The sequence below is a fragment of the Kocuria sp. CPCC 205235 genome, from assembly GCF_040980905.1.
Lineage (GTDB): Bacteria > Actinomycetota > Actinomycetes > Actinomycetales > Micrococcaceae > Kocuria > Kocuria carniphila.
Genome location: NZ_JAVKPR010000025.1, coordinates 13,993 through 38,735 on the forward strand (window position 1 = coordinate 13,993; position 24,743 = coordinate 38,735).

Annotated in this window: 21 protein-coding genes and 1 tRNA gene; 16 read left to right on the plus strand and 6 right to left on the minus strand. The window is 64.6% G+C overall.

The genetic code is table 11. The annotated features are described in order from the left end of the window. Positions 1-30 precede the first annotated feature (30 nt). The 3 genes from RF638_RS13580 to RF638_RS13590 all read left to right on the plus strand — a co-directional run bounded on the left by RF638_RS13580 (position 31) and on the right by RF638_RS13590 (position 2,732). Complete coding sequence (locus RF638_RS13580; RefSeq protein ID WP_129701140.1) at positions 31-684, plus strand: NUDIX hydrolase; 654 nt, start codon at positions 31-33, stop codon at positions 682-684. Then, on the plus strand, positions 657-1,649 hold the full coding sequence (locus RF638_RS13585) for a site-specific tyrosine recombinase XerD (protein WP_254049396.1): 993 nt from the start codon (positions 657-659) through the stop codon (positions 1,647-1,649). The genes RF638_RS13580 and RF638_RS13585 overlap by 28 nt, the downstream gene beginning before the upstream one ends. Before the next feature lie 99 nt (positions 1,650-1,748). Then, positions 1,749-2,732 carry a D-alanyl-D-alanine carboxypeptidase family protein gene (locus tag RF638_RS13590; RefSeq protein ID WP_095798337.1) on the plus strand — a complete coding sequence of 328 codons (984 nt, stop codon included), beginning with the start codon at positions 1,749-1,751 and terminating at the stop codon, positions 2,730-2,732. Positions 2,733-2,886: 154 nt separating this feature from the next. Here RF638_RS13590 and RF638_RS13595 read toward each other — a convergent pair whose 3' ends face one another. From RF638_RS13595 to RF638_RS13610, 4 genes are all read right to left on the minus strand, one after another. Next, complete coding sequence (locus tag RF638_RS13595; protein WP_095798338.1) at positions 2,887-4,026, minus strand: bifunctional 2-methylcitrate synthase/citrate synthase; 1,140 nt, start codon at positions 4,024-4,026, stop codon at positions 2,887-2,889. Positions 4,027-4,104: 78 nt separating this feature from the next. Next, positions 4,105-5,016: a methylisocitrate lyase gene (prpB, locus tag RF638_RS13600; protein WP_095798339.1), complete on the minus strand. Its 912-nt coding sequence runs from the start codon at positions 5,014-5,016 to the stop codon at positions 4,105-4,107. 3 nt (positions 5,017-5,019) lie between these two features. Next, positions 5,020-6,552, minus strand: coding sequence for an MmgE/PrpD family protein (locus RF638_RS13605; protein WP_129701138.1), 1,533 nt, complete (start codon positions 6,550-6,552; stop codon positions 5,020-5,022). Between the two features lie 69 nt (positions 6,553-6,621). After that, complete coding sequence (locus tag RF638_RS13610; RefSeq protein ID WP_095798341.1) at positions 6,622-7,287, minus strand: GntR family transcriptional regulator; 666 nt, start codon at positions 7,285-7,287, stop codon at positions 6,622-6,624. A gap of 187 nt (positions 7,288-7,474) precedes the next feature. Here RF638_RS13610 and RF638_RS13615 point away from each other — a divergent pair, with 187 nt between their 5' ends. Beyond that, on the plus strand, positions 7,475-9,397 hold the full coding sequence (locus RF638_RS13615; RefSeq protein WP_095798342.1) for an AMP-binding protein: 1,923 nt from the start codon (positions 7,475-7,477) through the stop codon (positions 9,395-9,397). Between the two features lie 66 nt (positions 9,398-9,463). Continuing rightward, entirely contained in the window at positions 9,464-9,979 is a 516-nt protein-coding gene (locus RF638_RS13620) for a GNAT family N-acetyltransferase (RefSeq protein ID WP_173674321.1), read from the plus strand. A gap of 4 nt (positions 9,980-9,983) precedes the next feature. Here the strand turns inward: RF638_RS13620 and RF638_RS13625 are convergent, their stop codons facing one another. Next, the gene (locus RF638_RS13625) at positions 9,984-10,682 is read right to left on the minus strand and encodes a response regulator (RefSeq protein ID WP_095798343.1); all 699 of its coding nucleotides are present in this window, start codon (positions 10,680-10,682) and stop codon (positions 9,984-9,986) included. Beyond that, on the minus strand, positions 10,679-12,322 hold the full coding sequence (locus RF638_RS13630; RefSeq protein WP_368842240.1) for an ATP-binding protein: 1,644 nt from the start codon (positions 12,320-12,322) through the stop codon (positions 10,679-10,681). The genes RF638_RS13625 and RF638_RS13630 overlap by 4 nt, the downstream gene beginning before the upstream one ends. Before the next feature lie 143 nt (positions 12,323-12,465). Here RF638_RS13630 and RF638_RS13635 point away from each other — a divergent pair, with 143 nt between their 5' ends. From RF638_RS13635 to RF638_RS13685, 11 genes are all read left to right on the plus strand, one after another. Next, positions 12,466-13,893 carry a cation:dicarboxylase symporter family transporter gene (locus RF638_RS13635; protein WP_173674322.1) on the plus strand — a complete coding sequence of 476 codons (1,428 nt, stop codon included), beginning with the start codon at positions 12,466-12,468 and terminating at the stop codon, positions 13,891-13,893. A 186-nt stretch (positions 13,894-14,079) separates the two neighbouring features. Next, complete coding sequence (locus RF638_RS13640; RefSeq protein ID WP_368842242.1) at positions 14,080-15,069, plus strand: glycosyltransferase; 990 nt, start codon at positions 14,080-14,082, stop codon at positions 15,067-15,069. Beyond that, positions 15,069-16,502: a hypothetical protein gene (locus RF638_RS13645; protein ID WP_368842244.1), complete on the plus strand. Its 1,434-nt coding sequence runs from the start codon at positions 15,069-15,071 to the stop codon at positions 16,500-16,502. The genes RF638_RS13640 and RF638_RS13645 overlap by 1 nt, the downstream gene beginning before the upstream one ends. Positions 16,503-16,540: 38 nt before the next feature. Further along, positions 16,541-17,434, plus strand: coding sequence for a ParA family protein (locus tag RF638_RS13650; protein ID WP_095798347.1), 894 nt, complete (start codon positions 16,541-16,543; stop codon positions 17,432-17,434). Positions 17,435-17,489: 55 nt separating this feature from the next. Beyond that, positions 17,490-18,365, plus strand: coding sequence for a ScpA family protein (locus RF638_RS13655; protein ID WP_129701128.1), 876 nt, complete (start codon positions 17,490-17,492; stop codon positions 18,363-18,365). An 87-nt stretch (positions 18,366-18,452) separates the two neighbouring features. Continuing rightward, positions 18,453-19,088 (plus strand): SMC-Scp complex subunit ScpB, encoded by a 636-nt coding sequence (gene scpB / locus RF638_RS13660; RefSeq protein WP_223286600.1) that lies wholly within the window; start codon positions 18,453-18,455, stop codon positions 19,086-19,088. A 7-nt stretch (positions 19,089-19,095) separates the two neighbouring features. Beyond that, entirely contained in the window at positions 19,096-20,148 is a 1,053-nt protein-coding gene (locus RF638_RS13665; protein WP_129701124.1) for a pseudouridine synthase, read from the plus strand. Between the two features lie 2 nt (positions 20,149-20,150). Further along, positions 20,151-21,263, plus strand: a complete 1,113-nt coding sequence (locus tag RF638_RS13670) for a prephenate dehydrogenase (RefSeq protein WP_368842246.1) — start codon at positions 20,151-20,153, stop codon at positions 21,261-21,263. Then, on the plus strand, positions 21,263-22,003 hold the full coding sequence (gene cmk, locus RF638_RS13675) for a (d)CMP kinase (RefSeq protein ID WP_368842247.1): 741 nt from the start codon (positions 21,263-21,265) through the stop codon (positions 22,001-22,003). The genes RF638_RS13670 and cmk overlap by 1 nt, the downstream gene beginning before the upstream one ends. 7 nt (positions 22,004-22,010) lie before the next feature. Continuing rightward, complete coding sequence (gene der / locus RF638_RS13680) at positions 22,011-23,555, plus strand: ribosome biogenesis GTPase Der (RefSeq protein WP_368842248.1); 1,545 nt, start codon at positions 22,011-22,013, stop codon at positions 23,553-23,555. A gap of 525 nt (positions 23,556-24,080) precedes the next feature. Continuing rightward, positions 24,081-24,157, plus strand: a tRNA-Pro gene (locus RF638_RS13685). Positions 24,158-24,743 lie beyond the last annotated feature (586 nt).

Sequence of the window (24,743 nt, forward strand, 5' to 3'; positions counted from 1 at the left end):
CAGCAGATCACCGAGCAACCGGAGGTTCGCATGGAACTCTCGCGCGTGAGCCGAGCAGAGCTGAAAGACACGGTGGATCCCCACACGGTGGTGGCATCGGACACGGTGTACGAAGGATTCATCTGGGACGTTCAGCGCGATGAGTTCCGCATGGGTGATGAAGACTCGACCCTGAAACGAGACTTCATCACCCACCCCGGGGCGGTGTCCATCGTGGCCCTGGATGAGCAGGACCGGGTTCTGCTCATCAACCAGTACCGCCACCCCGTGGGCATGCGCATGTGGGAAATCCCCGCCGGACTGCTCGACGTGGACGGGGAACCGCCGCACACGGCAGCTCAGCGGGAACTGGCCGAAGAAGCCGACATGACCGCGGACGACTGGCACGTGCTCGTGGACTTCCACAACTCACCCGGTTCGTCTTCGGAGGCCAATCGGATTTTCCTGGCCCGTGGCCTGCACGAGGTTCCGGAGGCAGACCGGCACGAGCGCGACGGTGAAGAGGCGGAGATTATCGTCCGGTTCGCCGATCTCGACGATGCCGTGGCCGCCACGCTGTCCGGCCAGATCAATTCGCCCGCCGCGGTCCTGGGCATTCTGGCCGCGCACGCCGCACGAGCACAGGACTGGACGTCACTGCGCCCGGTGGACAGCCCGTGGCCGGGTCATCTGAACTTCCGGTGACCGACTCGTCCGTTCCGCCGGATCTGGAACGCGCCGTTCACCGCTACCTCGATCACCTGACCGTGGAGCGGGGCTTGGCCGCGAACACGCTGGCGGCTTACCGCCGGGACCTCACGCGGTATCTCGAATTCCTGACCGGGCCCACCGAAGCTTCTGAGGGTGGCTCGGCGTCCGCGCCGCCCGAGATCTCGACCGAGCACGTCCGCGCCTTTGTGCGGTTGCTCCACGAGGGTTCACCGGAGCATCCCGCGCTGAGCACTCGTAGCACCGCCCGCGTCCTGGCGGCCGTCCGTGGCGCCCACGCGTTCTGGGTCGCGGAGGGACTGTGCCCCGTGGACGTCGCCTCTCGCGTCAGTCCGCCGACGCCGCCGCAGCGCCTCCCCAAGGCCATCGCCCTGGACAGCGTGGAAAAGATTCTCTCGGCTCCGGACCCGGAGTCTCCGGCGGGGCTACGGGCGCGTGCTTTCCTGGAGCTGTTGTACGCGACGGGCGCGCGCATCTCTGAGGCGGTCGCCCTGGACGTGGACGATCTGGCGGGGCTCCATGACTCAGAGCTGTCCTTCGTACGGCTGTTGGGCAAGGGCAATAAACAACGCATGGTTCCGGTGGGTTCGTATGCGAAGAAGGCCCTGGACCAGTACCTGGTGCGCGGGCGACCGGAATTGTCCCGGCACGGCAAGGGAACACCCGCAGTATTCCTCAACGCCAGGGGTGGCCGGATTTCCCGCCAAACGGCGTGGACCATGGTCAAGGACGCCGCCGAACTCGCTCAACTGGGCGAGGACGTCACCCCGCACACACTGCGGCACTCATTCGCGACCCACTTACTGGAGGGCGGGGCGGATCTACGAGTGGTCCAAGAACTCTTGGGGCACGCATCCCTGGCCACCACCCAGATCTACACCAAGGTCTCCGTAGAATCTCTACGCGAGGTCTACGCGACGGCGCACCCTCGCGCTCAATGACATGACCGGTCGAATGCGTCCGGTGTCACTTGGAGATTTGCGCCGAAAATTAAACCTAATTTCGGGTTCCTGACGCCACGCCCGGACTACCCTGGGAGCATGCCGCGTAAACAGATGTCTCGAACGGTCCTCTTCTCCGCACTCCTGGCGTTGGTGTTCTCCATGCTGGGAACCGCTCCCGCCATGGCCGGGGCCGGTATCGACAACGAGTACCGTTCGCTGGGGGGCGCCAGCGGATGGCTGGGCAAAGCCACGTCCTCCGAACGCTGCGGTCTTCGCGACGCCGGCTGCTACCGGCAGTACCAGGGCGGCACCATCCACTGGTCTCCCAGCACGGGTGCCCGCGCGCAGCGCGGCGGCATCCTGCAGCGCTGGCGGGTCGAGGGCTCCGAGCACGGCAACCTGGGATACCCCAAGGTGCGCGAAACCTGCAGCGGCAACTCGTGCGTGGTCCACTATCAGCGCGGCATCATCCGGTGGACCAAGGGCAAGGGCACCACGGTCAGTCGAGACATCGATCGTGCCACCAGCTCGTCCGTGATTGTGAACAAGAAGCGGCCCCTGAACCCTCGGGCCTACGGTCCCGGGCCCCTGTGGAACGTGGGCGGTGGGGTGCAGCTGCGCAGTGACGCTGCGGCCGCCTATCAGCGGATGAGCCAGGCTGCGGCCAACCAGGGTGTAACCCTGGTGCCGGTCAGCGGTTACCGCTCCTATTCGACCCAGAACAGCCTGTACTGGAACTATGTGGCGATGTACGGACAGGCCACCGCGGACACTATTTCCGCGCGTCCCGGATACTCGGAGCACCAGACCGGCCTGGCCATTGACGTGGGAGCACCCGGGGGAGTGTGCGGACTGCAGGCCTGCTTCGGCAACACACCCCAGGGCCGCTGGGTGGCCGCCAACGGCCACAAGTACGGCTTTGTGGTGCGCTACCCCAGCGGTTACACCGGGACTCACGGCTACGCCTACGAACCGTGGCACCTGCGCTACGTGGGAACGCCCACGTCCAACAGCTTGAAGAACAACGGCTACATCACCCTGGAGGGCTACCTGGGCCTGCCCAACGCACCTCGCTACTGAGGTTGCTTGCGGCGCAGCCAAGCCAATCAGGGCAGTCAGACCAGGCAGGGCACCAGCGCACCTGACTGGCTGTCACAACAGAGAAACGTCCCCGGGACTCACGGTCATGGCGTGAATCCCGGGGACTTCTGTGTACCTGGGCGCGGGTGAGCGCTTAGTCCAGGTGACGCTCTTCCGGTCCGTCGTACTCGGACAGCGGTCTGATCAGCGAGTTGGAAGCGCGCTGCTCCATGATGTGTGCGGTCCAGCCGGTGATGCGGGCGCACACGAAGATGGGTGTGAACGTGGGAATGTCGAAGCCCATGAGCCAGTACGTGGGACCGGCCGGGTAGTCCAGGTTGGGCTTGATGGACTTGGCTTCGTCCATGGACTTGGCCAGACCGTTGTACAGACCCAGGATCTCGGGGCGGTCGTAGTAATCGAGCATGCGGAACAGGGCGTCCTGCATGGTCGGCACGCGCGAGTCACCGTGCTTGTACACGCGGTGGCCGAAGCCCATGACCTTCTTCTTCTCGGCCAGAGCCTTGTCCATCCATTCCTTGGCGCGCTTCTCGGCGTCCTCGGCGGATTCGTCCTTGCGGATCCCCAGTTCCTCGAAGGTGTGCATGACGGCCTCGTTCGCGCCACCGTGCAGCGGACCCTTGAGGGCACCGATCGCACCAACCACGGCCGAGTGTAGATCGGCCAGGGTCGAGGTGATCACGCGGCCGGTGAAGGTCGAGGCGTTGAAGGAGTGCTCGGAGTACAGAATGATGGACACGCGGAACGCGTCCACGACCTCGGGCGCGGCCTCTTCACCGAAGGCCATCCAGAGGAAGTTCTCCGAATAGTCCAGGTCGTCGCGAGGCTCGATGAGTTCCTCGCCGCGGCGGCGTCGCTGGTCGTAGCAGACCACGGCGGGCATCACGGCGAACAGTTCCTGCGCCTTGCGCAGCTCCGCCTCGGGGGAGGAATCCTCAGCGTCCGGGTGCTGGGCGCCGATCACGGACGCGGCGGTGCGGCACACGTCCATGGGGTGGCAGTCCGTGGGCAGGGCGTCGACGATCTTCTTCAGTTCCGGGGTCAACGCGCGGTTGGCGCGCTCGCGCTTCTTGAAATCGGCGAGCTCTTCCTCCGAGGGCAACTCACCGGTCCACAGCAGCAACGCGACTTCCTCGGGGGAGCACTTGGCGGCAAGTTCCTGAACGGGGTAACCGCGGTACAGCAGCGAGTTGGTCTCGGCGTTGACCTTGGACACAGCGGTGGTGTCGGCGACGACGCCGGCAAGACCCTTGCGAATCTCGGTTTCGGTCATGGTGACCTCCTTCTTCGTGTGTGGTCGATCACTAGAAAGCCTACGACGCCGCTGGGCAGCGGCGTCGTAGGCGAACGATTAGTTACCGGGCGTGCCCGGGACCTCGAAGTTGAACACTCCGGAGTCGAACTGGTTGTACCCGTTGTAGTCCACCAGCTCGTACAGGCGCTTGCGGGTGAGCATGTTCTCCACCTCGGCCTGCTGGGTGCCGTCCTCGCGGATGGCAGTCAGCAGACGCTCGATCGCGCCCAGTGCCTGACGCTGCAGGGACACGGGGTAGATGATCATGGACACCCCGGCGTCCTGCAGTTCCTGCTTGGTGAACAGGTCGGACTTACCGAACTCGGTCATGTTGGCCAGGATGGGAACATCCAAGGCCTCGGCCATGCGCTCGAACTCGGACAGGTCGGCCATGGCCTCCGGGAAGATGACGTCCGCACCGGCGTCGGCGAGAGCCTTCGCGCGGTCGATGGCTGCCTCCAGACCGTCAACACCGCGAATGTCGGTGCGAGCCATGATCACAAAGTTGTCGTCGCGGCGGGACTCCACTGCGGCCTTGATGCGCTTGGTGGCCGTGGCGGTGTCCACCACGTTCTTGCCGTCCAGGTGGCCGCAACGCTTGGGGTTGAACTGGTCCTCGATGTGGCAACCGGCCAGGCCGGCGTCCTCGAGTTCCTGAACCGTGCGGGCCACGTTCATGGGCTCACCGAAACCGGTGTCCGCATCGACCAGCGCGGGCAGGTCGGTGGAGCGAGCGATCTGACCGGCGCGGGTGGCCACCTCGGTGAGCGTGGTCAGCCCGATGTCGGGCAGACCCAACTCGTTGGCCAGCACACCACCGGAGATGTACACGCCCTCGAAGCCCTGTTCCTGAATGAGCTTGGTGGACAGCGGGGTGAACGCACCGGGGAACTGAGCGACCTTCGGGTCGGCAAGTGCCTTGCGGAACGCCACGCGCTTTTCTGCGGGGGTGACTTTTGAATACAACATGATTTAGAAGATTCCCTTCTGGGCCTTCTCCAGGTCCACGGCCGCCACGATGTTCAGTTGGCCCAGTTCACCGGCTTCGAGTTTGGGCAGGCGCTGGACGGCGTCCAGGAACCGTTCGATCTCTTCCGGTGCCACGAGGCCCTCGGCCAAGGTGCGGAACTTGTTGATGTACTGCTCACGAGCGAACGGGCGGGCACCCAGCGGGTGAGCGTCCGCGACGGCGATCTCGTCCGTGATCACGGTGCCGTCGTTGAGGGTGATCTCCACGGAACCGCCGAAGGCCTTCTCGGAGATGTCCAGGGAGTGGTAGCGACGGGTCCACTCGGGATCCTCTTCGGTGGTGACCTTGTTCCACAGGGCCACGGTGTCCTCGCGGCCGGCACGCTCCGGAGCGTACGAGTCCACGTGGTGCCACGCGCCGTCCTGCAGGGCAACCGTGAAGATGTAAGGAATCGAGTGATCCAGGGTCTCGCGCGAGGCCTTGGGATCGTACTTCTGCGGGTCGTTGGCGCCGGAACCGATCACGTAGTGGGTGTGGTGTGAGGTCTTGATCAAGATGGATTTCACGTTGGTGGGGTCCGCGACCTCGGGGTGTTCCTTGTGCAGCTTGCGTGCCAGGTCGATCCAGGCCTGTGCCTGGTACTCGGCGGAGTGTTCCTTGGTGTAGGTGTCCAGGATGGCGCGCTTGGCCTCACCCTGCTCGGGCAGCGGCACCTCGTAGGAGGCCTCGGGGCCGGAGAGGAGCCACGCGATCACACCGTCTTCGCCTTCGTAGATGGGGGTGGGGGAGGTCTGGCCGCGCATCGCACGGTCCACGGCCTCGATGGCCATCTTGCCGGCGAATGCGGGTGCGTGTGCCTTCCATGTGGAGATCTCGCCCTTGCGGGACTGGCGGGTTGCGGTGGTGGTGTGCAGGCCCTGGCCGATGGCCTGGAAGATGGTCTCGGTGTCCAGACCCAGCAGGGTGCCGATACCGGCGGCCGCGGACGGGCCGATGTGAGCGATGTGGTCGATCTTGTGCTCGTGCAGGCAGATGCCCTTGACCAGGTCCACCTGGACCTCGTAACCGGTCGCGATACCGCGAATCAGGTCCTTGCCGTTGCTGCCCACGTGCTGGGCCACGGCCAGGATCGGGGGAATATTGTCGCCGGGGTGGGAGTACTCGGCGGCCAGGAAGGTGTCGTGGTAGTCAAGCTCGCGCACGGCCACACCGTTGGCCCAAGCGGCCCACTCGGGGGAGACCGCAGCGTTGTTGTCCGGAGCGCCGTACAACAGGGCACCGTTGCCCGTGAAGCCGGAGCCTTCGGTGACCTTGTGGCCCAGTGCCTGGGTGCGGGCCGAGACGATGGGCGCACGGTTCAGGGAAGCGATGGCGACCGAAGCATTGTCGATGATGCGGTTGATGACCATATCGACAACCTCGGGATCGACCTCGACCGGGTCGGTGGCCACCTTGGCCAGTTTGTAGGCCAGCTGCTCCTCACGGGGCAGATTTTCCTTGGACGAGTACGTACGTACGGTGTGCTTGACGGTCACGGGGAGTCCTTCCTCAGATCCGTTACGCGCGGACCGGTCGGCGCCGCGCGGGTGTAGCAGGTGTTGTGGTTACGATGCGGCGGGCCGCACCGGCGCCAATTCTTTGGTGTTCAAAGCGTGTTGCAGGGCGTTGCTCAGGTGCACGCGGGTGGTGGCGATGGCCAAGGCGGGATCGCCGTCGGCGATGGCTTGGGCGATGCGCTGGTGTTCGACGGCGGCCGATGCCAGGCGCCGCGGGTCCGACTTGGAGAGCTTGCGGACGCGGGCCAGGTGCAGTCGCACGCCTGCCTGGGCCTGTCGCAGGAACGGATTGGCGGCGGCCTCATCGATTGCGGCATCCATGCGCTGGACCAGTTCGTAGTACGAGACGTGGTCCGGGTCGTCGTCGCTGGTGAGGCCCTCCAGGGCTTCGAGAAGTTCCCCTGCCAGTGCGCGGAACACTTCCGGGTCGCCGCGGCGGGCAGCCAGTTCGGCTGCTCGACAATCGAGGCTGTCGCGGAATTCGTAGAGCGATCGGACATCCTCCGCGGAGATGGTTGCAACGACGACGCCGCGGCCGCTGTGCGGTTCGGTCAAGCCGTCCGCGGTGAGACGGGACAGCGCTTCGCGCACCGGCGTGCGGGAGATGCCCAGTCGCTCGGAGAGCTCGACCTCGCCCAGAACCTGTCCGGGCAGCAAGCGCCATTCGACTATGTCTGCGCGCAAAGCTTGATAAGCGCGTTCTCCAGCTCGCATGACACCTCCTCGTGAATCGCATCGAACACCCCGAGTGTATACACAGAAGACTGAAACAGGCGAGTCTTTTGGGAGATATTCCGGGAATGTGGAATCTGTGTATACAAACCTATTGAAAGGTGTGACTCACAACACTAGCCTGGAACCAAGGCAATTCAGCGAGTCCAACAATGATGTCGGAGAGACCATGTCCCAGGCTACGTACGCATCCGTTTACGAGAACAGTGTCAGCAACCCGGAGCAATTCTGGCTCGATGCTGCACAGGCCGTCGAGTGGGTCACCCCGCCCACCAAGGCCCTCGACGACTCGAGGGCTCCTATCTACCGTTGGTTCCCCGATGCGGAACTGAACACGAGTGTCAACGCGCTGGACCGCCACGTCGAAGCCGGCCACGGGGACCGCACCGCCCTGATCTACGACTCGGCCGTGCTGGGCATCCAGGAAGAGATCTCCTACAGCGAGCTGCTGGAACGCGTGAAGCTGTTCGCCGGTGCGCTCGCGGACCAGGGCGTCAAGAAGGGCGATCGTGTCCTCCTCTACATGCCGATGATCGCGGAGTCCGTGGTTGGCATGCTGGCGTGTGCTCGCTTGGGTGCTGTCCACTCCGTGGTGTTCGGTGGATTCGCACCCCGTGAGCTGGCCAGCCGCATCGACGATTCCAAGCCCACCGTGATCGTGACCACCTCGGGTGGTGTGGAGCCCAAGCGACGGATCGAGTACATCCCTTCCGTTGAGGAGGCCATCGAGATCAGTGACCACGCGCCGTCGGCGATCCTGGTCCACGAACGTGAGGGTTTCGAGAACTCCGTGGCAAACGCACGTGAGCGTGCCGAAGGCGAGGAGAACGCCCCCGCGTGGTTGTCCTGGACCGAGGCTCTGGAAAACGCCGAACCCGCGGACGCTGTAACCGTGGCGGCCACCGATCCGCTCTACATCCTGTACACCTCCGGCACCACCGGTAAGCCCAAGGGCGTGGTGCGTGACAACGGCGGCCACGCGGTCGCACTGACGTGGTCCATGAAGAACATCTACGACGTGGGCGAGGGGGAGGTCATGTGGACCGCCTCGGACGTCGGCTGGGTCGTGGGCCACTCCTACATCGTCTATGCGCCGCTACTGGTGGGGGCCACCACGGTGCTCTACGAAGGCAAGCCCGTGGGCACCCCTGACGCCGGTGCGTTCTGGAAGCGCGTCAACGATCACGGCGTGAAGGCGCTGTTCACCGCTCCCACGGCCCTGCGTGCGATTCGTAAGGCGGACCCCGAGGGTGATTTCGTCAAGGACTACGACATCTCCTCGCTGCAGGCTCTGTTCGTGGCCGGCGAGCGCCTCGATCCGGAGACCTATCACTGGGCGGCCAAGGTACTCGACGTTCCCGTGATTGACCACTGGTGGCAGACCGAAACCGGTTGGGCCATTTGTTCCAACCCGTTCGGTATCGAGAAGCTGCCGATCGTTGCTGGCTCGCCCACGGTTCCGGTACCCGGCTACAACGTGGAGATCCTGGATCCCCTGGGTGATCCCGTGGCGCAGGGCGAAGAAGGCAACATCGCGGTCAAGCTGCCCTTGCCTCCCGGCACGTTGGCTAACCTGTGGGGCGACGACGATCGCTACATCTCCTCCTACCTCGAGGCGTTCCCGGGCTACTACGCAACCGGTGACTCCGGTTTCATTGACGAGAACGGCTACGTCTACGTGATGGGCCGTACCGACGACGTGATCAACGTGTCCGGCCACCGCTTGTCCACGGGCCAGATGGAACAAATCGTTGCCACACACCCGGATGTCGCCGAGTGCGCGGTGATCGGTGTCAACGACCCGCTCAAGGGCCAGCGGCCCTCCGGTTACGTGGTGCTCAAGACCGGCTCCGAGATCAGCGAGGACGAGCTGGCCAAGGATCTGGTCAAGCTGGTGCGTTCCGGCATCGGTCCCGTGGCCGACTTCAAGGACGTGGCCGTGGTGGAGGCGCTGCCCAAGACCCGCTCCGGCAAGATCTTGCGCAAGACCATGCGCCAGATGGCCGACGGCGAGAAGTACTCGGTGCCCTCGACCATTGAGGACGATTCGGTCTTGGAGGCGCTGCACTCGATCCTGGCACCCAAGTCCTGAGTAACCGTGATGTGAGCAGAAGCAGCCGGGGCTACGTCCCCGGCTGCTTCTGGTTAACTCTGTTGCATGACCAACACCGTGGAATGGGCCGTCAGACCGGAAATGCAACGGGATTGTGCCGCGGTCCGGACCGTGCTCGAACAAGCATTTCCGACCACAGAAGAAGCCGACCTGGTGGACGCGCTCCGCAACGACTCCGCATGGCTCGAGGGGTTGTCCTACGTCGCGGAAGATCAGGACGGCGCGGTGGTTGCTCACGCGTTACTGACCCGGTGTCACATCGGTGACGTTCCCGCGCTGTGCCTGGCCCCGTGTTCGGTGCTGCCCGATCAGCAACGCGGGGGAGCGGGCACGGCCGTGACGACGGCCGTGCTGCACGCAGCTGCAGATCGAGGGGAAAAGTTCGTCGTGGTCCTGGGCCACCCGGAGTACTACCCGAGGTTCGGCTTCGAGAGGGCTTCTGCATCGGGTGTGCACCTGAGCATCGATGTCCCCGAGGAGGCACTCATGGTGCTGTCCTTGGACGGCACCAATCCGGTTCCCGGCGGACTGGTTCAATACGCGGAGCCCTTCGGGATCTGAGAGCTCACCCGTTCCAGCCGTACTCCAACTCGGGGCGTCCGGGAGTGCCGTGCCGGGAGCGCCGTTGAACGGTTCCCTTCTCGGTCAGGTGTTCCAGGTAACGCCGGGCCGTGACTCGGGACAGCCCCAAGTCCTTGGCCAGCTCGGCGGCCGAGCGGAATTGTCCGGCCTCCTGCAACGCGGTGACCAAGGAACCCAGGGTCTCGGGGGAGAGCCCCTTGGGAACCTTGGGTGGCGATTGGTCCTGCATGGTCGCGAAGGCCCGGTCGAGTTCGTCCTGGTCGAACGTAGTGGTAGCCGGTGTGGCTGCCGAGAGCAATCGGTGGTACTCCGCATAGGAGGCCAATTTGCGCTCAAAGACGGCAAACGTGAACGGCTTGATCAGGTAACCGACCACTCCCAGCGCCGTGGCCCCGCGTACGGTCCCCGCATCACGGTGGGCACTGACGATCATGAAGTCGACATCCACCCGGCGAGCGCGGAGCGTGCGTGCCACGTCCAGCCCGGACATGTCCGGAAGGTTGATGTCCTGCAGCACTAAGTGCACCGGTTCCGGCCCCGTGGATTTCTGGATGATGGCTCGGGCCGCAGCCTGCCCGGTCAGGGCGACGCCCACCACCCGGAAGCCCGGACAGCGCTTGACGTACTCCGCGTGAGCGGCCGCGGTGAGTTCTTCATCGTCCACGACGAACACATTGATCATGAGTCGTCCTCTTCCGCATCGCGGGCCGAGTCGTGCACCGGGATTTCCACGGTGAAGACCGCACCGGCATCGTTGACGAAGCTCAGGCGCGTTCCCCAGGACTCGGTGATCTGATACGCCAGGTGCAGCCCCACGCCGCGCATGGACCCGCCGATGGGTTTAGTGGAGACTCCTCGGTCGAACAGAGAGTCGGCGACCTCGGGATCAACGCCGGGGCCGGTATCCGCCACGGTCAGCTGCACGTAGCCGGGGCGCTCGGACGGGGCCAGCTCCACCTCGACCGCCGGTTCTTCCCGGTCTTGGTTGGACGCCGCCGCGTAAATCGCGTTATCCACCAGGTTCCCGACCACGCTCACCACCTCTGACGGATCCGCGGTGGATGCCGGTATCTCACCGTGCACGACAACCTGCAGGTCCACGCCGCGCTCATGGGCTTCCGCGGTCTTGCCGAGCAACAGAGCGGAGAGATAGGGATCGGCCACGGATTCAGTGACCGTGGTGCCCAGATCACGGGTCACGGTCAGATTGGACGCGGCGAACTCCAGAGCCCGCGGATACCGCTCGAGCTCCAGCAGGGACACCACCGTGTGCATTCGATTGGCGTGTTCGTGGGTTTGCGCTCGCAGTCCTGCGGCCATGGTGCGCACGGTATCCAGCTCGCCGGACAGCCGAGTCAGTTCGGTGTGATCCTGAACGATCAGCACCCGCAGCTTGGAATCACGCGAGGCCTTCACACACGAGACGATCAAGGTCCGGGTTCCCACGGTGCACCACTCGTCCAAGAACTCCCGTTGGCCATCGACGAGTTCCCGGATCACGGTCGGCAGGATTTCCGTCGGCAGCGGTTCGTTCCTGCGACGCAGGGTGACGGAACGACGGCGCTGGGCCTGGGCGGCGTCGTCGGCGGCGGGTTTCATGTCGAGCAGGTGACGGGCGCGTAAGTTGGCGAGCACGGGGCGGCCGAGCTGATCGAGAAGGACGAGACCCTCCCGAGCTTCGGCCAGAACGGCGCGGTTGAGGGCCTGTGAACGCACGAGTGATTCGGGTGCCTGACCGTTGGTGGCGCGGCTGAGATAGCGGGCCAAGACGTAGCTGACCAGCGAAGACATCACGAGCAACGCCAGGACAATCAACGCCAGCCCCGGAAGTTGCTGCCGGTTCTCCTGAGCGATCTGATTCAGCAGCACGCCGCTGGACACCAGACCCACGATCGAGCCGTCGGTGTCAAAGATGGGGGCGATCGTGCGGACGGAGGGACCCAGCTGACCGGTTTCGGTGACCGTGTACGTCTCGCCCGCGAGTGCGCGGGAGCGATCGCCTGAATACTCGTGACCCACGAATTCGGGGATGGCGTGAGTGAGGCGGGTGCCCTCGGGGGTCATGAGGGTGACGAAATCGATGTCGGATTCGTCCTCGATCCGATGCGCGTAGGCCTGCAGGCGGGCGGTGGGGTCCTCGGACTTCATGCCGTCGCGCACGAACGGATCCTGGGCCATCACGGAGGTCGCCGCGCGGGTCACCGACTCCGCGCGCAAGGTGACCCACGAGCGGGTCTGCTGGATCATCACCAAGGCCACGACCACGGAAATGACGATCACCAAGCCGAGCTGGAGCGCCAGGAATCGCTTGGCGAGTGACACACGCACCTCCGCAGCTTTCCGAACCGGCCCGCCAGGACAGGACTGTGACGGGCGCCATGAACAGTATGAACACAACGCGACAGAACTCACAGCCCTGCGTGAGGCTAGTCACTATTCCAGCACTCGTGTTCTAAGGAGCCATCATGGCCGATAATTCAGCGGCACCGCGGTCAGCGCAGACCGTGTCCGGTGGGGCGCAGCGTAAGCCCAAGAAAGACCGGACCCACTACCTCTACATTTTCGTGATCGCCGGTGTGGTCATCGGAGCCCTGCTCGGTCTGATCGTCCCCGATTTCGCGGTCACGCTGAAGCCCCTGGGTACCGCGTTCATCGCCTTGATCAAGATGATGATCGCTCCGGTGATCTTCTGCACCATCGTGCTGGGCGTCGGTTCGATCGCTCACGCCGCAACCGTGGGCAAGGTGGGTGGCATGGCCCTGGCCTACTTCCTGATCATGTCCACGTTCGCACTGTTCATCGGCCTGGTGGTCGGCAACATCGTGCAGCCCGGTAGCGGTCTGGACCTGGCCAACGCGAGCTACGATTCCGCCGGGCTGGCTTCGACCGCCGATCACGGTGAAGAGGGAACCATCGGGTTCCTGCTGGGTATCATCCCCACCACCTTGTTGTCCTCACTGACCGCGGGAAACATCCTGCAGACCCTGTTCGTGGCGCTGCTCATCGGTTTCGCGCTGCAGGCCATGGGGGAGTCCGGCAAGCCCGTGCTCAAGGCCGTGACCTACATCCAGGCCGTGGTCTTCCGCCTGCTCATGATGGTCATGTGGGTTGCCCCGATCGGCGCCCTGGGCGCGATCGCCGGTGTGGTCGGCGCGACCGGCATGCAGGCGATCATCTCGATGATCGGCTTGATGGCCGCGTTCTACGTCACCTGCATCCTGTTCATCGTGGTGGTGCTGGGCTTGATCCTCAAGCTCGTCTCCGGCGTGAACATCTTCAAGCTCATGAAGTACCTGGGCCGCGAGTACCTGCTGATCTTCTCCACCTCGTCCTCCGAGGCCGCTCTGCCCCGACTCATCGCCAAGATGGAGCACCTGGGTGTCTCCAAGCCCGTGGTGGGCGTCGTGGTTCCCACCGGTTACTCCTTCAACCTGGACGGCACCGCGATCTACCTGACCATGGGCGCGCTGTTCGTGGCTGATGCCATGGGCACCCCGCTGGCCCTGGGGGAGCAGATCACCCTGCTGCTGTTCATGATCATCGCCTCCAAGGGCGCGGCCGGTGTCTCCGGCGCCGGTATCGCCACCCTGGCCGCCGGTCTGCAGTCCCACCGCCCCGACCTGGTGGACGGTGTGGGTCTGATCGTCGGCATCGACCGCTTCATGTCCGAGGCCCGCGCACTCACCAACTTCTCCGGTAACGCCGTGGCCACCGTGGTGCTCGGCACCCTGGTCAAGCAGGTCGACAAGGAACGCGTGAACCGTGTGCTCGCCGGGCAGGAGCCCTTCGACGAGCAATCCCTGGTGGCCGACCCGCACGCCTCACCCAACTCCGCCGAGCAAGCGCTCGAGGGCAATCCCGAGGTCAAGCCCCTGAGCCCCCAGAACGGCTGATTGACTGATCGCCGACGTCGCTCCAAGACTCGTCATGTCCCCTCCGGTCGCCGACCGGAGGGGACATTTCGTGTTAGAAATACTTTGGTCCACTAAGGCTCCTGTGGATCGCACCGTTCAATTGCTCTCCCCGCCTCATCCCGCGGGTCGTTGAAGGCTGCCCCCCACCCCCTGAGTAAGGTGCCCATGTCCAGCTCACCCCGCATTATTGCGATCGTTCCCTGTCATAACGAGGAAGCGGCCATCGCCAAGGTGGTCACTGATCTGCACGAGACCATTCCCGGTATCGACGTGTTCGTGTACGACAACTGCTCCACGGATCGAACCGCCCAGGCCGCGGCGGAGGCCGGAGCGCACGTGCGCTACGAGACGGAGAAGGGCAAGGGCAACGTGGTGCGGCGCGCGTTCGCCGACCTCGACGCGGATATCTACCTACTGATCGACGGCGACGACACCTATGACGTGGCAGACGCCCCGGCCATGATCGACACCCTCCTGGCCGGCCCGTTCGATCACGTGCTGGGCGTGCGCCGACAGGTATCCGATACCGCGTACCGCTCCGGCCACGAGTCGGGCAACAAGTTCTTCAACACCATGGTCAGCTTCGCGTTCCGGCGCGAAGTCACCGACATGCTCAGTGGCTACCGGGTGTTCTCACGCCGCTTCGTAAAGTCCTTCCCGGCGCTGTCTCGCGAATTCGAGATTGAAACGGAACTGACGATCCACGCAGTGAATGCGCGCGTACCGCAGACGGAAGTGGAAGTGGGCTTCCGTGACCGCGCCGAGGGCACGGAGAGCAAATTGCGGACCTATCACGATGGCTTCCGAATTCTGGGCATCTTCTCCCAGCTGCTGTTCCACGAACGTCCGTTCCTGGTGACGGGCGTCTTCGCAGGAATCCTCGCCGCCTTGGGGCTGATCTTCGGCGTGCCGGTTGTCGTGGAGTACTTCCAAACGGGCATGGTCCCGCGTTTCCCCACGGCGTTCTTGGCCTCCGCGCTGTTCATCCTGTCCGGGGTGTTCCTGCTGATGGGGGTGCTGCTCAACGGGCAGGTCAAGATCCGGCGTGAGGCCTCGCGTCTGTTCTACCTCCGGTTGCCGGCCCCGCCGGTCGGGGTGAAGTCCCCGCGGCGTGAACCGGCCATTGACCGCATGAGCGTCAAGGATGGTGCCTGATGGACCTTTCCCGTTACATGAACCGAGAAGTAGTGACCCGCTACGTCAACAGGGAAACGGTCGAGCGCATCAGGACGGACTGGCGCTGGCGTCCGTTCCTCAAAGGCACCGGGGTGCTGGTGGCTCTGCAATTCGTGCTGTTCGGGTTCCTGATTGTCGGTCAGTCGGTTCCGGACAAGCCGATCGTGGACAACCTGGTCTCGTCGATCGAGAACAACACCTACGGTCCGAGCGGGATCCCGGACCGCATGGGCACGCAGTCGGACACGTTCACCGAATGCGTGGTCGTGGGGACCGGATTGGGGGCCTCCCCGGATGAATCCGCTCTGAGCAGGGCCGCTCGCATGCCGCGGATCGACAACTGTGCCGGTGGCAAGCAGGACATCCTGGACTTGGCAGAGGGCAAGGTCTTCGAGGACAACAACTACTACAAGTACTGGGCCGGGTACACGATCCTGACTCGACCCTTGCTGGCCACAGTGGGGCTCGAGGGACTGCGCATCGTTGCCGGCGCTCTGATGATCACCGCACTTTTCGCGGCCATTCTCTTGGTCCGTTCGAAAACATCCACCGCGGTGGCCGTGGCGTTGTTCCTGCCCTTCGTGGTGGGGACCAACATGCTCTCCACACCGTCCACATCGTTCAGCCAATCCATTGCCATCACGTTCATTTTCCTATCGGTGATCCTCACCGTGGTGGGATTCACGAGGTCCACCTACCTGGGCCTGTTGGGCGCGGGCGTCGGTGCGGCGCTGTTCTGCTACGTGGACCTACTGACCACCCCGTCCATCCCGTGGGCGATGTCCGCGTTCGTCTTGGCGGCTGCAGTCTGGTTCCAGGACAGGAACATGAAACGCACCGCGACGTGGGGAGTGCTCGCCGCCGTAGTGTGGCCCGCCGCGTTCGGTCTCACCTGGGTGTTCCGCTGGATCTTCGGTGCGGTGTTCATGGGCATCGGCGAGACGATCGCCATGGTGCAACAAAACGTCGGTTTCCGGACGGGAGGCAGCCACAGCGGTGTCTCTGACGTGTTCGGAGCCGGGGTGGCCAGTAACGTCGTCTACTGGTGGGAGAAGATACCCACCGCCCCGTTCGTCTTCTTCGGTTGTCTCATCGCGGCCGCAATTGCCCTGGCGCTGGCAGGGCGCCGCGGGGGAGTCCAACGGTTGAAGGTCGCGGGAGTGCTCGCACTGCCCATGCTGATCCCGGCGTTCTGGTACATCGTGGTGAGCAACCACTCCCAGATCCACGAATTCTTCGTCAATCGCGGGGTGCCCGTAGCGCTTGCAGTCCTCACGGCAGCGTGCTGGGCTGCGGCGGTCAACGGCCGGTCGAACAGGGTAGAAGAAGCCCTGGTCGAACAACCGCAGGTCGTATCGGGTTCCACCTCGGTTGGTTCACTCCCGCGTGACGGCGGTAGTGTAGTGCGTTGAGACCTGACCAGTGACTTGAGGAAAGCAGGCCGTAGCACGTGAGCAAAGCCAGTGACGAGAGGTTCCCTGAGCTCGATGACCGGTCATCGGGCGCCGTAGGCCCCACCGGCCGTCCGTTGCGCACCTTCCCGGATCCGCCCGAACTCAAGGACCACGGTCCCGCCCGCATCATCGCCATGGTGAACCAGAAGGGTGGCGTGGGTAAGACCACCTCCACCATCAACCTGGGTGCCGCGCTCGCGGAAACCGGCCGCAAGGTGCTCCTGGTGGACTTCGACCCGCAGGGCGCGCTGTCCGCGGGCTTCGGTTCCAACCCGCACGAGCTGGATCTGACCATTTACAACGTGATGATGGACCGCTCGGTGGACGTGTGGGACGTGGTGCAGGAAACCCACGTGCCCAACGTGGACCTGCTGCCGGCCAACATCGACCTTTCCGCGGCCGAGGTGCAGCTAGTCACCGAGGTCGCCCGCGAGCAAGTGCTGTCCTCGGCGCTGCGCAAGGTCGAGGAATACTACGACGTGATCCTCATCGACTGCCAGCCGTCCCTGGGTTTGCTGACCGTCAACGCGTTGACCGCCTCGCACGGTGTGATCATCCCGCTGATCTGCGAGTTCTTCGCCCTGCGCGCCGTGGCGCTGCTGGTGGACTCCATCGAGAAGGTCCAAGACCGCTTGAACCCCAAGCTGCAGATCGACGGCGTGCTGGCCACCATGTTCGACTCGCGCACCTTGCACTCGCGAGAGGTCATTGCACGCATCGTGGATGCCTTTGGCGACAAGGTATTCGACACCGTCATCAAGCGCACCGTGAAGTTCCCGGACGCCACCGTGGCCGCCGAGCCGATCCTCAACTTCGCCACGAACCACCCGGGTGCCGAGTCCTACCGTCAGCTCGCGCGCGAGCTGATCAGCCGCGGCGGAGCGCCGTGATCACCACCGCCGACGCCGCTCGCGGCCTGATCTCGCGTGAGGTCACCTCACGAGCATGAGCGTTGTCGCCGAGCTTCCCACGAACTCGGACACCGGATTCAAAGTGGCCCTGGAAAACTTCCAGGGCCCCTTTGACGTGCTGCTCTCTCTGATCGCCAAGCACGAAATGGACATCACCCACGTGGCGCTGTCCGTGGTCACGGACGAGTTCATCCGTTACGTGAAAGCTCTCCAGGAGGAGGGCTCGGTTAAAGCTCTGGATGAAGCCAGCGAGTTCCTGGTGGTCGCGGCGACTCTGCTCGATCTCAAGGCCGCACGCTTGTTGCCGCGCGGCGAGGTGGAGGACGAATACGACGTCGAACTTCTGGAAGCCCGCGACCTGCTGTTCGCGCGTCTGCTGCAGTACAAGGCGTTCAAGGAAGTGGCCGGGCAGCTGAATAGGCGCTTCGGTGCGGAGTCCGTGCGGATCCCGCGCCAGGTGGACCTTGACCCAGCGGTGACCACCGCGCTGCCGCCGTTGAAGTGGACGCTGACGCCTGAGCAATTCGCACAGCTCGCAGTCGTCGCGCTGGACCCCGAACGGCACGTGCCGGACGAGGTCAACGTGGAGCACCTGCACGGTGCCGCCGTGCGTGTGGCGGACGAGGCCGAGACCATGGCCGAAATCCTCAAGGACGGCCAGGACCACAGCTTTGCCGCCCTGATCGCGGACGCGGATTCCACCCTGGTGATTGTGGTGCGCTTCTTGGCGATCCTCGAAATGTTCCGCGACCGTGTGGTCCGGATCCGCCAGGATGAAGTCCTCGGCCCACTGCTCGTGCGCTGGGACGGGCCGGACGACTGGACCTCGGAGGGGCTCAACAGCGAGTACGCGGGTGCCGAGACGCCGAACGAGGACCCCGCCCCGAGCGAGAACGGCGCGGGGGAGTAGCCCCCTGGCAACGGCGGCGTCAAAAACCTGAAACAATGAGACACGTCATGGATCGGTGTGAACCGTACCGAAGGAGATGATGTCAGCGTGGTAGACGAACCACACGAACAACCCCCGACCGATATCCACGCGGCTCTCGAGGCCGTCCTCATGGTGGCCGCCGCCCCCGTCCGAGAAGAAGAACTCGCCCGGACCCTCAACGTGCCCGTGCACGAGGCGCGCAGCGGCCTGGAATACCTGAAAGCCGAGTACGACGGCGTGATCGGTCCCACTCCCGTAGCCCCTCCGGAATCGCCTGACCTCCGATACGATGGAGGGTCGGCCTCCAGAGTGCGCGGATTCGAACTGCGCCAAGTGGCCGGCGGCTGGCGCATCTACTCGCGCAGTGAGTACGCCCAGCTCGTGACCGACTTCGTGGTGGAAGGCAGCAGCTCGCGCTTGTCGCAAGCGGCCCTGGAAACCCTTGCCGTGGTGGCCTACCTGCAACCCGTGTCCCGCTCCCGGATCTCAGCGATCCGCGGTGTCAACGTGGACGGCGTGGTGCGAACCCTGGTGCAGCGCGGCTTGCTCACAGCACACGAACGCGAGGAATCCACGGGTTCCGTGCTCTACTCCACCACCCCCTTGTTCTTGGAAAAGCTGGGTCTCGGTTCACTGGATGAACTGCCAGACATTGCCCCGCTCCTGCCCGGAACCGACCAACTTGAAGACTTAGAGGACTGATTTCAGCATGGCTCAATCACGCAACAACTCATCCCGCGGCGGAGCACCCCGCGGCGGCGGCAAGCCCGGCGGCGGCGCTCGCGGTCCGCAGGGTCGCGGCAAGGGCTCCAAAGCGGGCACCAAGGGCGGCTTCAAGTCCGGTCCGAAAACCGGACCCAAGTCCGGGCCCGGTAAGCCCAAGGCTTCGGCGGGTCAGAAGGGTCCGCAGAAGCCTCGCGCCTTTGGCGGCGTGGACAAGTACGAGCGCCGCGCCTCGGCGATCAAGGAGCACGGCCCGCACCGGCGGCGTCGTCCCAAGAACCCGCCCGTCGATCGTCTGGAAGCCCACGACGAGAACGGCGTGCGCCTGCAGAAGCTCATGGCCCAGGCAGGTGTGGCCTCGCGGCGCGTGTGCGAGGAAATGATCCTGGACGGCCGCGTGGAAGTGGACGGCCAAATCGTCAACGAACTGGGCGTGCGCGTGGACCCCGCGCTGCAGAGCGTTCACGTGGACGGCATGCGCATCCAGACCGACGAGAAGCTCGTCTACTACTCGTTCAACAAGCCTGCCGGCGTGGTCTCCACCATGGAGGACCCGGACGGCCGCCGTTGCGTAAGTGACTTCTTGGACGTCCGCAAGCACGAGCGCGTGTTCCACGTGGGTCGCTTGGACGTTGAGACCGAGGGCCTGCTGCTACTCACCAACGACGGCGAACTCACCAACCGCCTGACCCACCCCTCCTACGAGGTGCCCAAGACCTACCTGGTCCAGGTGCACGGCCCCGTGGAGAAGGGCGTGGGCAAGCAGATGCGCGAAGGCATCAAGCTCGAGGACGGCATTGCCAAGGTCGATTCGTTCAAGCTCATCGACTCCAAGCCCGGTCACGTGCTGATCGAGGTCGTGCTGCACACCGGTCGCAACCGCATTGTCCGCCGCATGTTCGACGCCGTGGGCCACCCGGTCGAGCGGCTCGCCCGTACCCAGGTGGGCCCGATCGCCATTGGTGATCAGCGCCAGGGTGTGGTGCGCAAGCTGTCCCACACCGAGGTGGGCACCCTGCTCGCATCGGTGGGGATGTAACGGTGGTTCCAGCAATCGCGTCCACGTCCGGACCGGTTCTGGTGATCGGTGCGGGGCTTCTGGGCGCCAGCATCGGTCTGGGGCTCCAGCACCTGGGCGTGCGCGTGTACGTGCGCGATGCCTCGCCCACCACGGAGGCCGTGGCTCAGGACATCGGCGCGGGCCAGTCCGTCCGTGCCGTTCACGAGGCGGGTCAGACGCTGTCGGATCCTGCACTCGTGGTCGTGGCCGCTCCGCCGGACGTGGTCGCCGAGCTCGTGGTCGAGGCGCTGTCGGATTTCCCGGACGCCGTGGTCATCGACATCGCCTCGGTAAAGTCCTCGATCCTCGACGACGTCGCTGCGGCCGGGGCGGACCTGTCTCGCTACGTAGGCACGCATCCCATGGCCGGACGTGAGAAGTCCGGTCCCGTGGCGGCCCGCGGTGAGCTGTTCACATCCATGCCGTGGGTGATTTGCCCGACCGAGACGACCAGCGCGCGAGCCGTCACCACCGCCAAAAACTTGGCGGTGGACCTGGGCGCGACCGTGACCGTGATGGATGCGGCCGAGCACGATGAGACCGTGGCGCTGATTTCGCACTTGCCGCAGGTGATGTCCTCGCTGCTGGCCTCCCGCCTGCAGGACACCCCGTTGCACCACTTGTCCTTGTCCGGACAGGGGCTGCGGGACACCACGCGCATTGCGGGTTCCGATCCGTCGCTGTGGGTGCAGATCCTCTCCGCCAACGCACGTCCCATCGTGGAATCCCTCCACGAGGTACGCACGGATCTCGATCGGCTGATCTCCACCCTGGAGAACCCGATGGCCGGTGGTGCTCGCTTGGATATCGCCCAGCTCATGGCCGAGGGCAACTCAGGCCAAGCTCGGATTCCCGGTAAGCACGGTGGCGCTCCCAGGGCGTTCGCCACGCTCACCGTGGCCGTGGACGACACCCCGGGCACCATTGCTCGGTTGCTCACCGAGATCGGTGAGGACGGGATCAACCTGGAAGACATGCGACTCGAGCACTCGCCGGGTCAACCGGTGGGACTGGTGGTGGTCTCCGTGGATCCGAACCGTCGCGAGGAACTTGTGAACGCTTTGAACGAACGCAACTGGAAGGTGGTGCAGTAATGGACGCACGCGATGAGAACGCCCGATTGGTGGTCGCCATCGACGGACCTTCCGGTTCCGGGAAGTCCTCCGTGTCCAAGGAAGTGGCGCGCCGCTTCAACCTGGCCTACCTGGACACCGGTGCGATGTACCGCGCCGTGACCTGGTGGTGCCTGCACACGAACGTGGACCTCACGGACGCGGACGCCATTGTGCAGGCCACCCGCTCCGTTCCCCTGGACATGGGCACCGACCCCAACGGGGAGCGCATCACCGTGGACGGCCAGGACGTCCGATCCGAGATCCGCGGGGACGACGTGACCAACAACGTGTCCGCGATCGCCACGACCGTTCCGGCTCGTGAGGTGCTGGTAGCTATGCAGCGCCAGATCGTTGCCGATTCCGGTCACCGCATGGTGGCCGAGGGCCGCGACATCACCACCGTGGTGGCACCGGATGCCACCGTGCGCATTCTGTTGACCGCCTCGGAGGAAGCGCGTTTGGCGCGGCGAGGCAAGCAACTGGGCGCGGCGGCGTCGTCGAATTTGAAAGATCAAGTGGTGGGTCGTGACGCCAAGGACTCGACCGTGGTGAACTTCACCGAAGCGCAGGACGGCGTGCACCTGCTGGATTCGTCCGAACTGAGCATGGAGCAGACCGTGCAGGGCGTGATCGATCTGGTGATCCGCACCACCGAAACCATGACCGAACGGGCCGCCGGCCCCGATCAATCCCCGGGCGCCCCCGCCCAGAGTAAGTGAGGTAGCCATGACCGGTTCCGAAGAGAACAAGGTTGACCCGTACGAGCAATCCGTACTGGGCGGTGGCCAGGAAGATATTTCCGAGCGCTTGGCCGCCATTGACGACGACGAGGCAGAGCGCCGCGCCGAGGCCCTGCGCACGGGCCTGTCCGACTACGAGCTGGACGAGGAAGACGCCGCGCTGCTCGATGAGTGGGACGGCTGGGACGACGAACGCGAAACGCGTCTCCCGGATCCCGTGGTGGCCGTGGTCGGCCGACCCAACGTGGGTAAGTCCACGCTGGTCAACCGCGTGATCGGCCGCCGCGAGGCCGTGGTGGAGGACACCCCGGGCGTGACCCGTGACCGCGTGTCCTACAAGGCCGAATGGTCCGGTAAGAACTTCACGCTGGTGGACACCGGCGGCTGGGAGCACGACGCCAAGGGCATCCACGCCCGCGTGGCCGAGCAGGCCGAGGTGGCCGTGCAGAACGCCGACGCCGTGCTGCTGGTCCTGGACGTGACCGTGGGCGTGACTGCAACCGATGAGGCTGTGGTTTCCATGCTGCGACGCGTGAAGAAGCCGATCATCCTGGTGGCCAACAAGGCCGATTCGCCGCAGCTGCAGATCGCCGCTTCCGAGCTGTGGGCGCTGGGCATGGGGGAGCCGTTCCCCGTGTCCTCGCTGCACGGCATGGGCACCGGCGACGCGCTGGACGCCTTGGTCAACGCGCTGCCGGAATACTCCGAGGTGGCCGAACCGGAGGTTGAGGGCGGCCCCCGCCGCGTGGCCCTGCTGGGTCGCCCCAACGTGGGCAAGTCCTCGTTGCTGAACAAGATGGCCGGCGAGAACCGTGTGGTCGTGGACGAGCTGGCCGGCACCACTCGTGACCCGGTGGATGAGATCGTGATGCTGGGCGACGAGCCGTGGCGCTTCATCGACACCGCCGGTATCCGCCGCCGCGTGCACCTGCAACAGGGCGCTGACTTCTACGCATCGTTGCGGACCCAGTCCGCTCTGGAGCGTGCCGAGGTGGCCGTGGTGCTGCTGGCCGTGGACGAGATGCTTTCCGAGCAGGACGTGCGCATTCTGCAGATGACCGTGGACTCCGGCCGCGCCGTGGTGCTCGCGTTCAACAAGTGGGACCTGCTGGACGACGAACGCCGGTTCTACCTGGAACGCGAGATCGAACGCGACCTGGCCCACGTGGCATGGGCCCCGCGCGTGAACATCTCCGCCAAGACCGGCTGGCACAAGGACAAGCTGGTACCCGCGCTGCACACCGCACTGGACTCGTGGGACAAGCGCATTCCCACCGGGCGCCTCAACGCGTTCCTGGGCGAGCTCGTGGCCGCCCACCCGCACCCGGTGCGCGGCGGCAAGCAGCCCCGCATCCTGTTCGGCACGCAGGTCTCCTCACGCCCGCCCAAGTTCGTGCTGTTCACCACCGGCTTCCTGGATCCCGGCTACCGCCGCTTCATCCAGCGCCGCCTGCGCGAGACCTTCGGTTTCGAGGGCACGCCCATCGACGTGACCATGCGCGTGCGCGAGAAGCGGCAGCGGAAGAAGTAGCCCTTTTCCGGGGTGTCGGCGGGTTCGCCTGCCGCTCCTCCTGACCGACGACGACGCCGGGTCGTCCCGTTTTGCGCGGGGTGGCCCGGTGTTGTTGTTGCTGCAGTGCGGATGGTGCTGTGTGCGGGGGAGCGGGGTGCACGCTGGTAGACGGTACGACCATGGCCGCTCCCGGGCTGCAGTCGTATCGACGGTATGACCGTGGCCATTTCGGGAGGTGCAGTTTCATCGACGTTCCGACCACTCTCCGCGGACCCTCGCAATCTGATGGACATTGCGACCAGGAATCCTCACAATCCGGGTCGCAACGTCGATTAGATTCCCTTCTCGGTGGGGATGCGGGTCTTACCGTCGATGAGAATGCAGTGGCCGAGCTCCCGCCGTGCATACGGGCGCGCAGGGTGGATCCCGTGGGCAACACGGAGGCGGGTTCTTGGTGCCGGGCCTGTCGATGTGAATTTCGATCGACGGTGGGGTAATGTATCTCTGGTGTTCGGGACTGGTTCCCAGTACCGGACATGGTCGCGGGCTGTGGCGCAGCTTGGTAGCGCACCTGACTGGGGGTCAGGGGGTCGCAGGTTCAAATCCTGTCAGCCCGACCAGTTGGTCCCGGTGGGAAGGTTCCCACCGGGACTCTTGCATTTTTTGTTCTTGCCACTCCAACGCGTGCTTCCCCTAATTCTTATGGGTGTCAGAAGCTCTAGTTAGTCTCCAACCATGGCGAGACAACGGACTTATACGGATGCGCAGCTCGTTGATGCCATCAAGGGTGCAAGTTCATGGCGAGCCGTGCTGCGCGAACTTGGCTTGGCGGGCACATCTGCAAGCGCTATGAGGTCGGCCCGCGCGCATGCAGATCGTCTTGGCGTCGACTATGGCCATTTCAGAGGTCAGCGACGGTGGACGGACCGCGACCTTGATGATGCGGTGAAAAATTCTACCAGCTGGGCCGAAGTGATCGAGACTCTAAAGGATTGCAGGAATTCCGACCTTGCTGTCCTAAAAGGACACGCAGCAAGAATGGGTCTTAATGTCAAACATCTGGTTGAATCAGAATCGATCCTTCTTCCTGCGAAACTAAGTCCCGAACTGGATAACCGGCTCTTCAGAGTTGAGTGTGGGGTGAGGCGTCGAGTCCACCGGTGATGAGGAGCATGCGGAGGCGGTAGTGCTCGAAGTTGCGGAAGC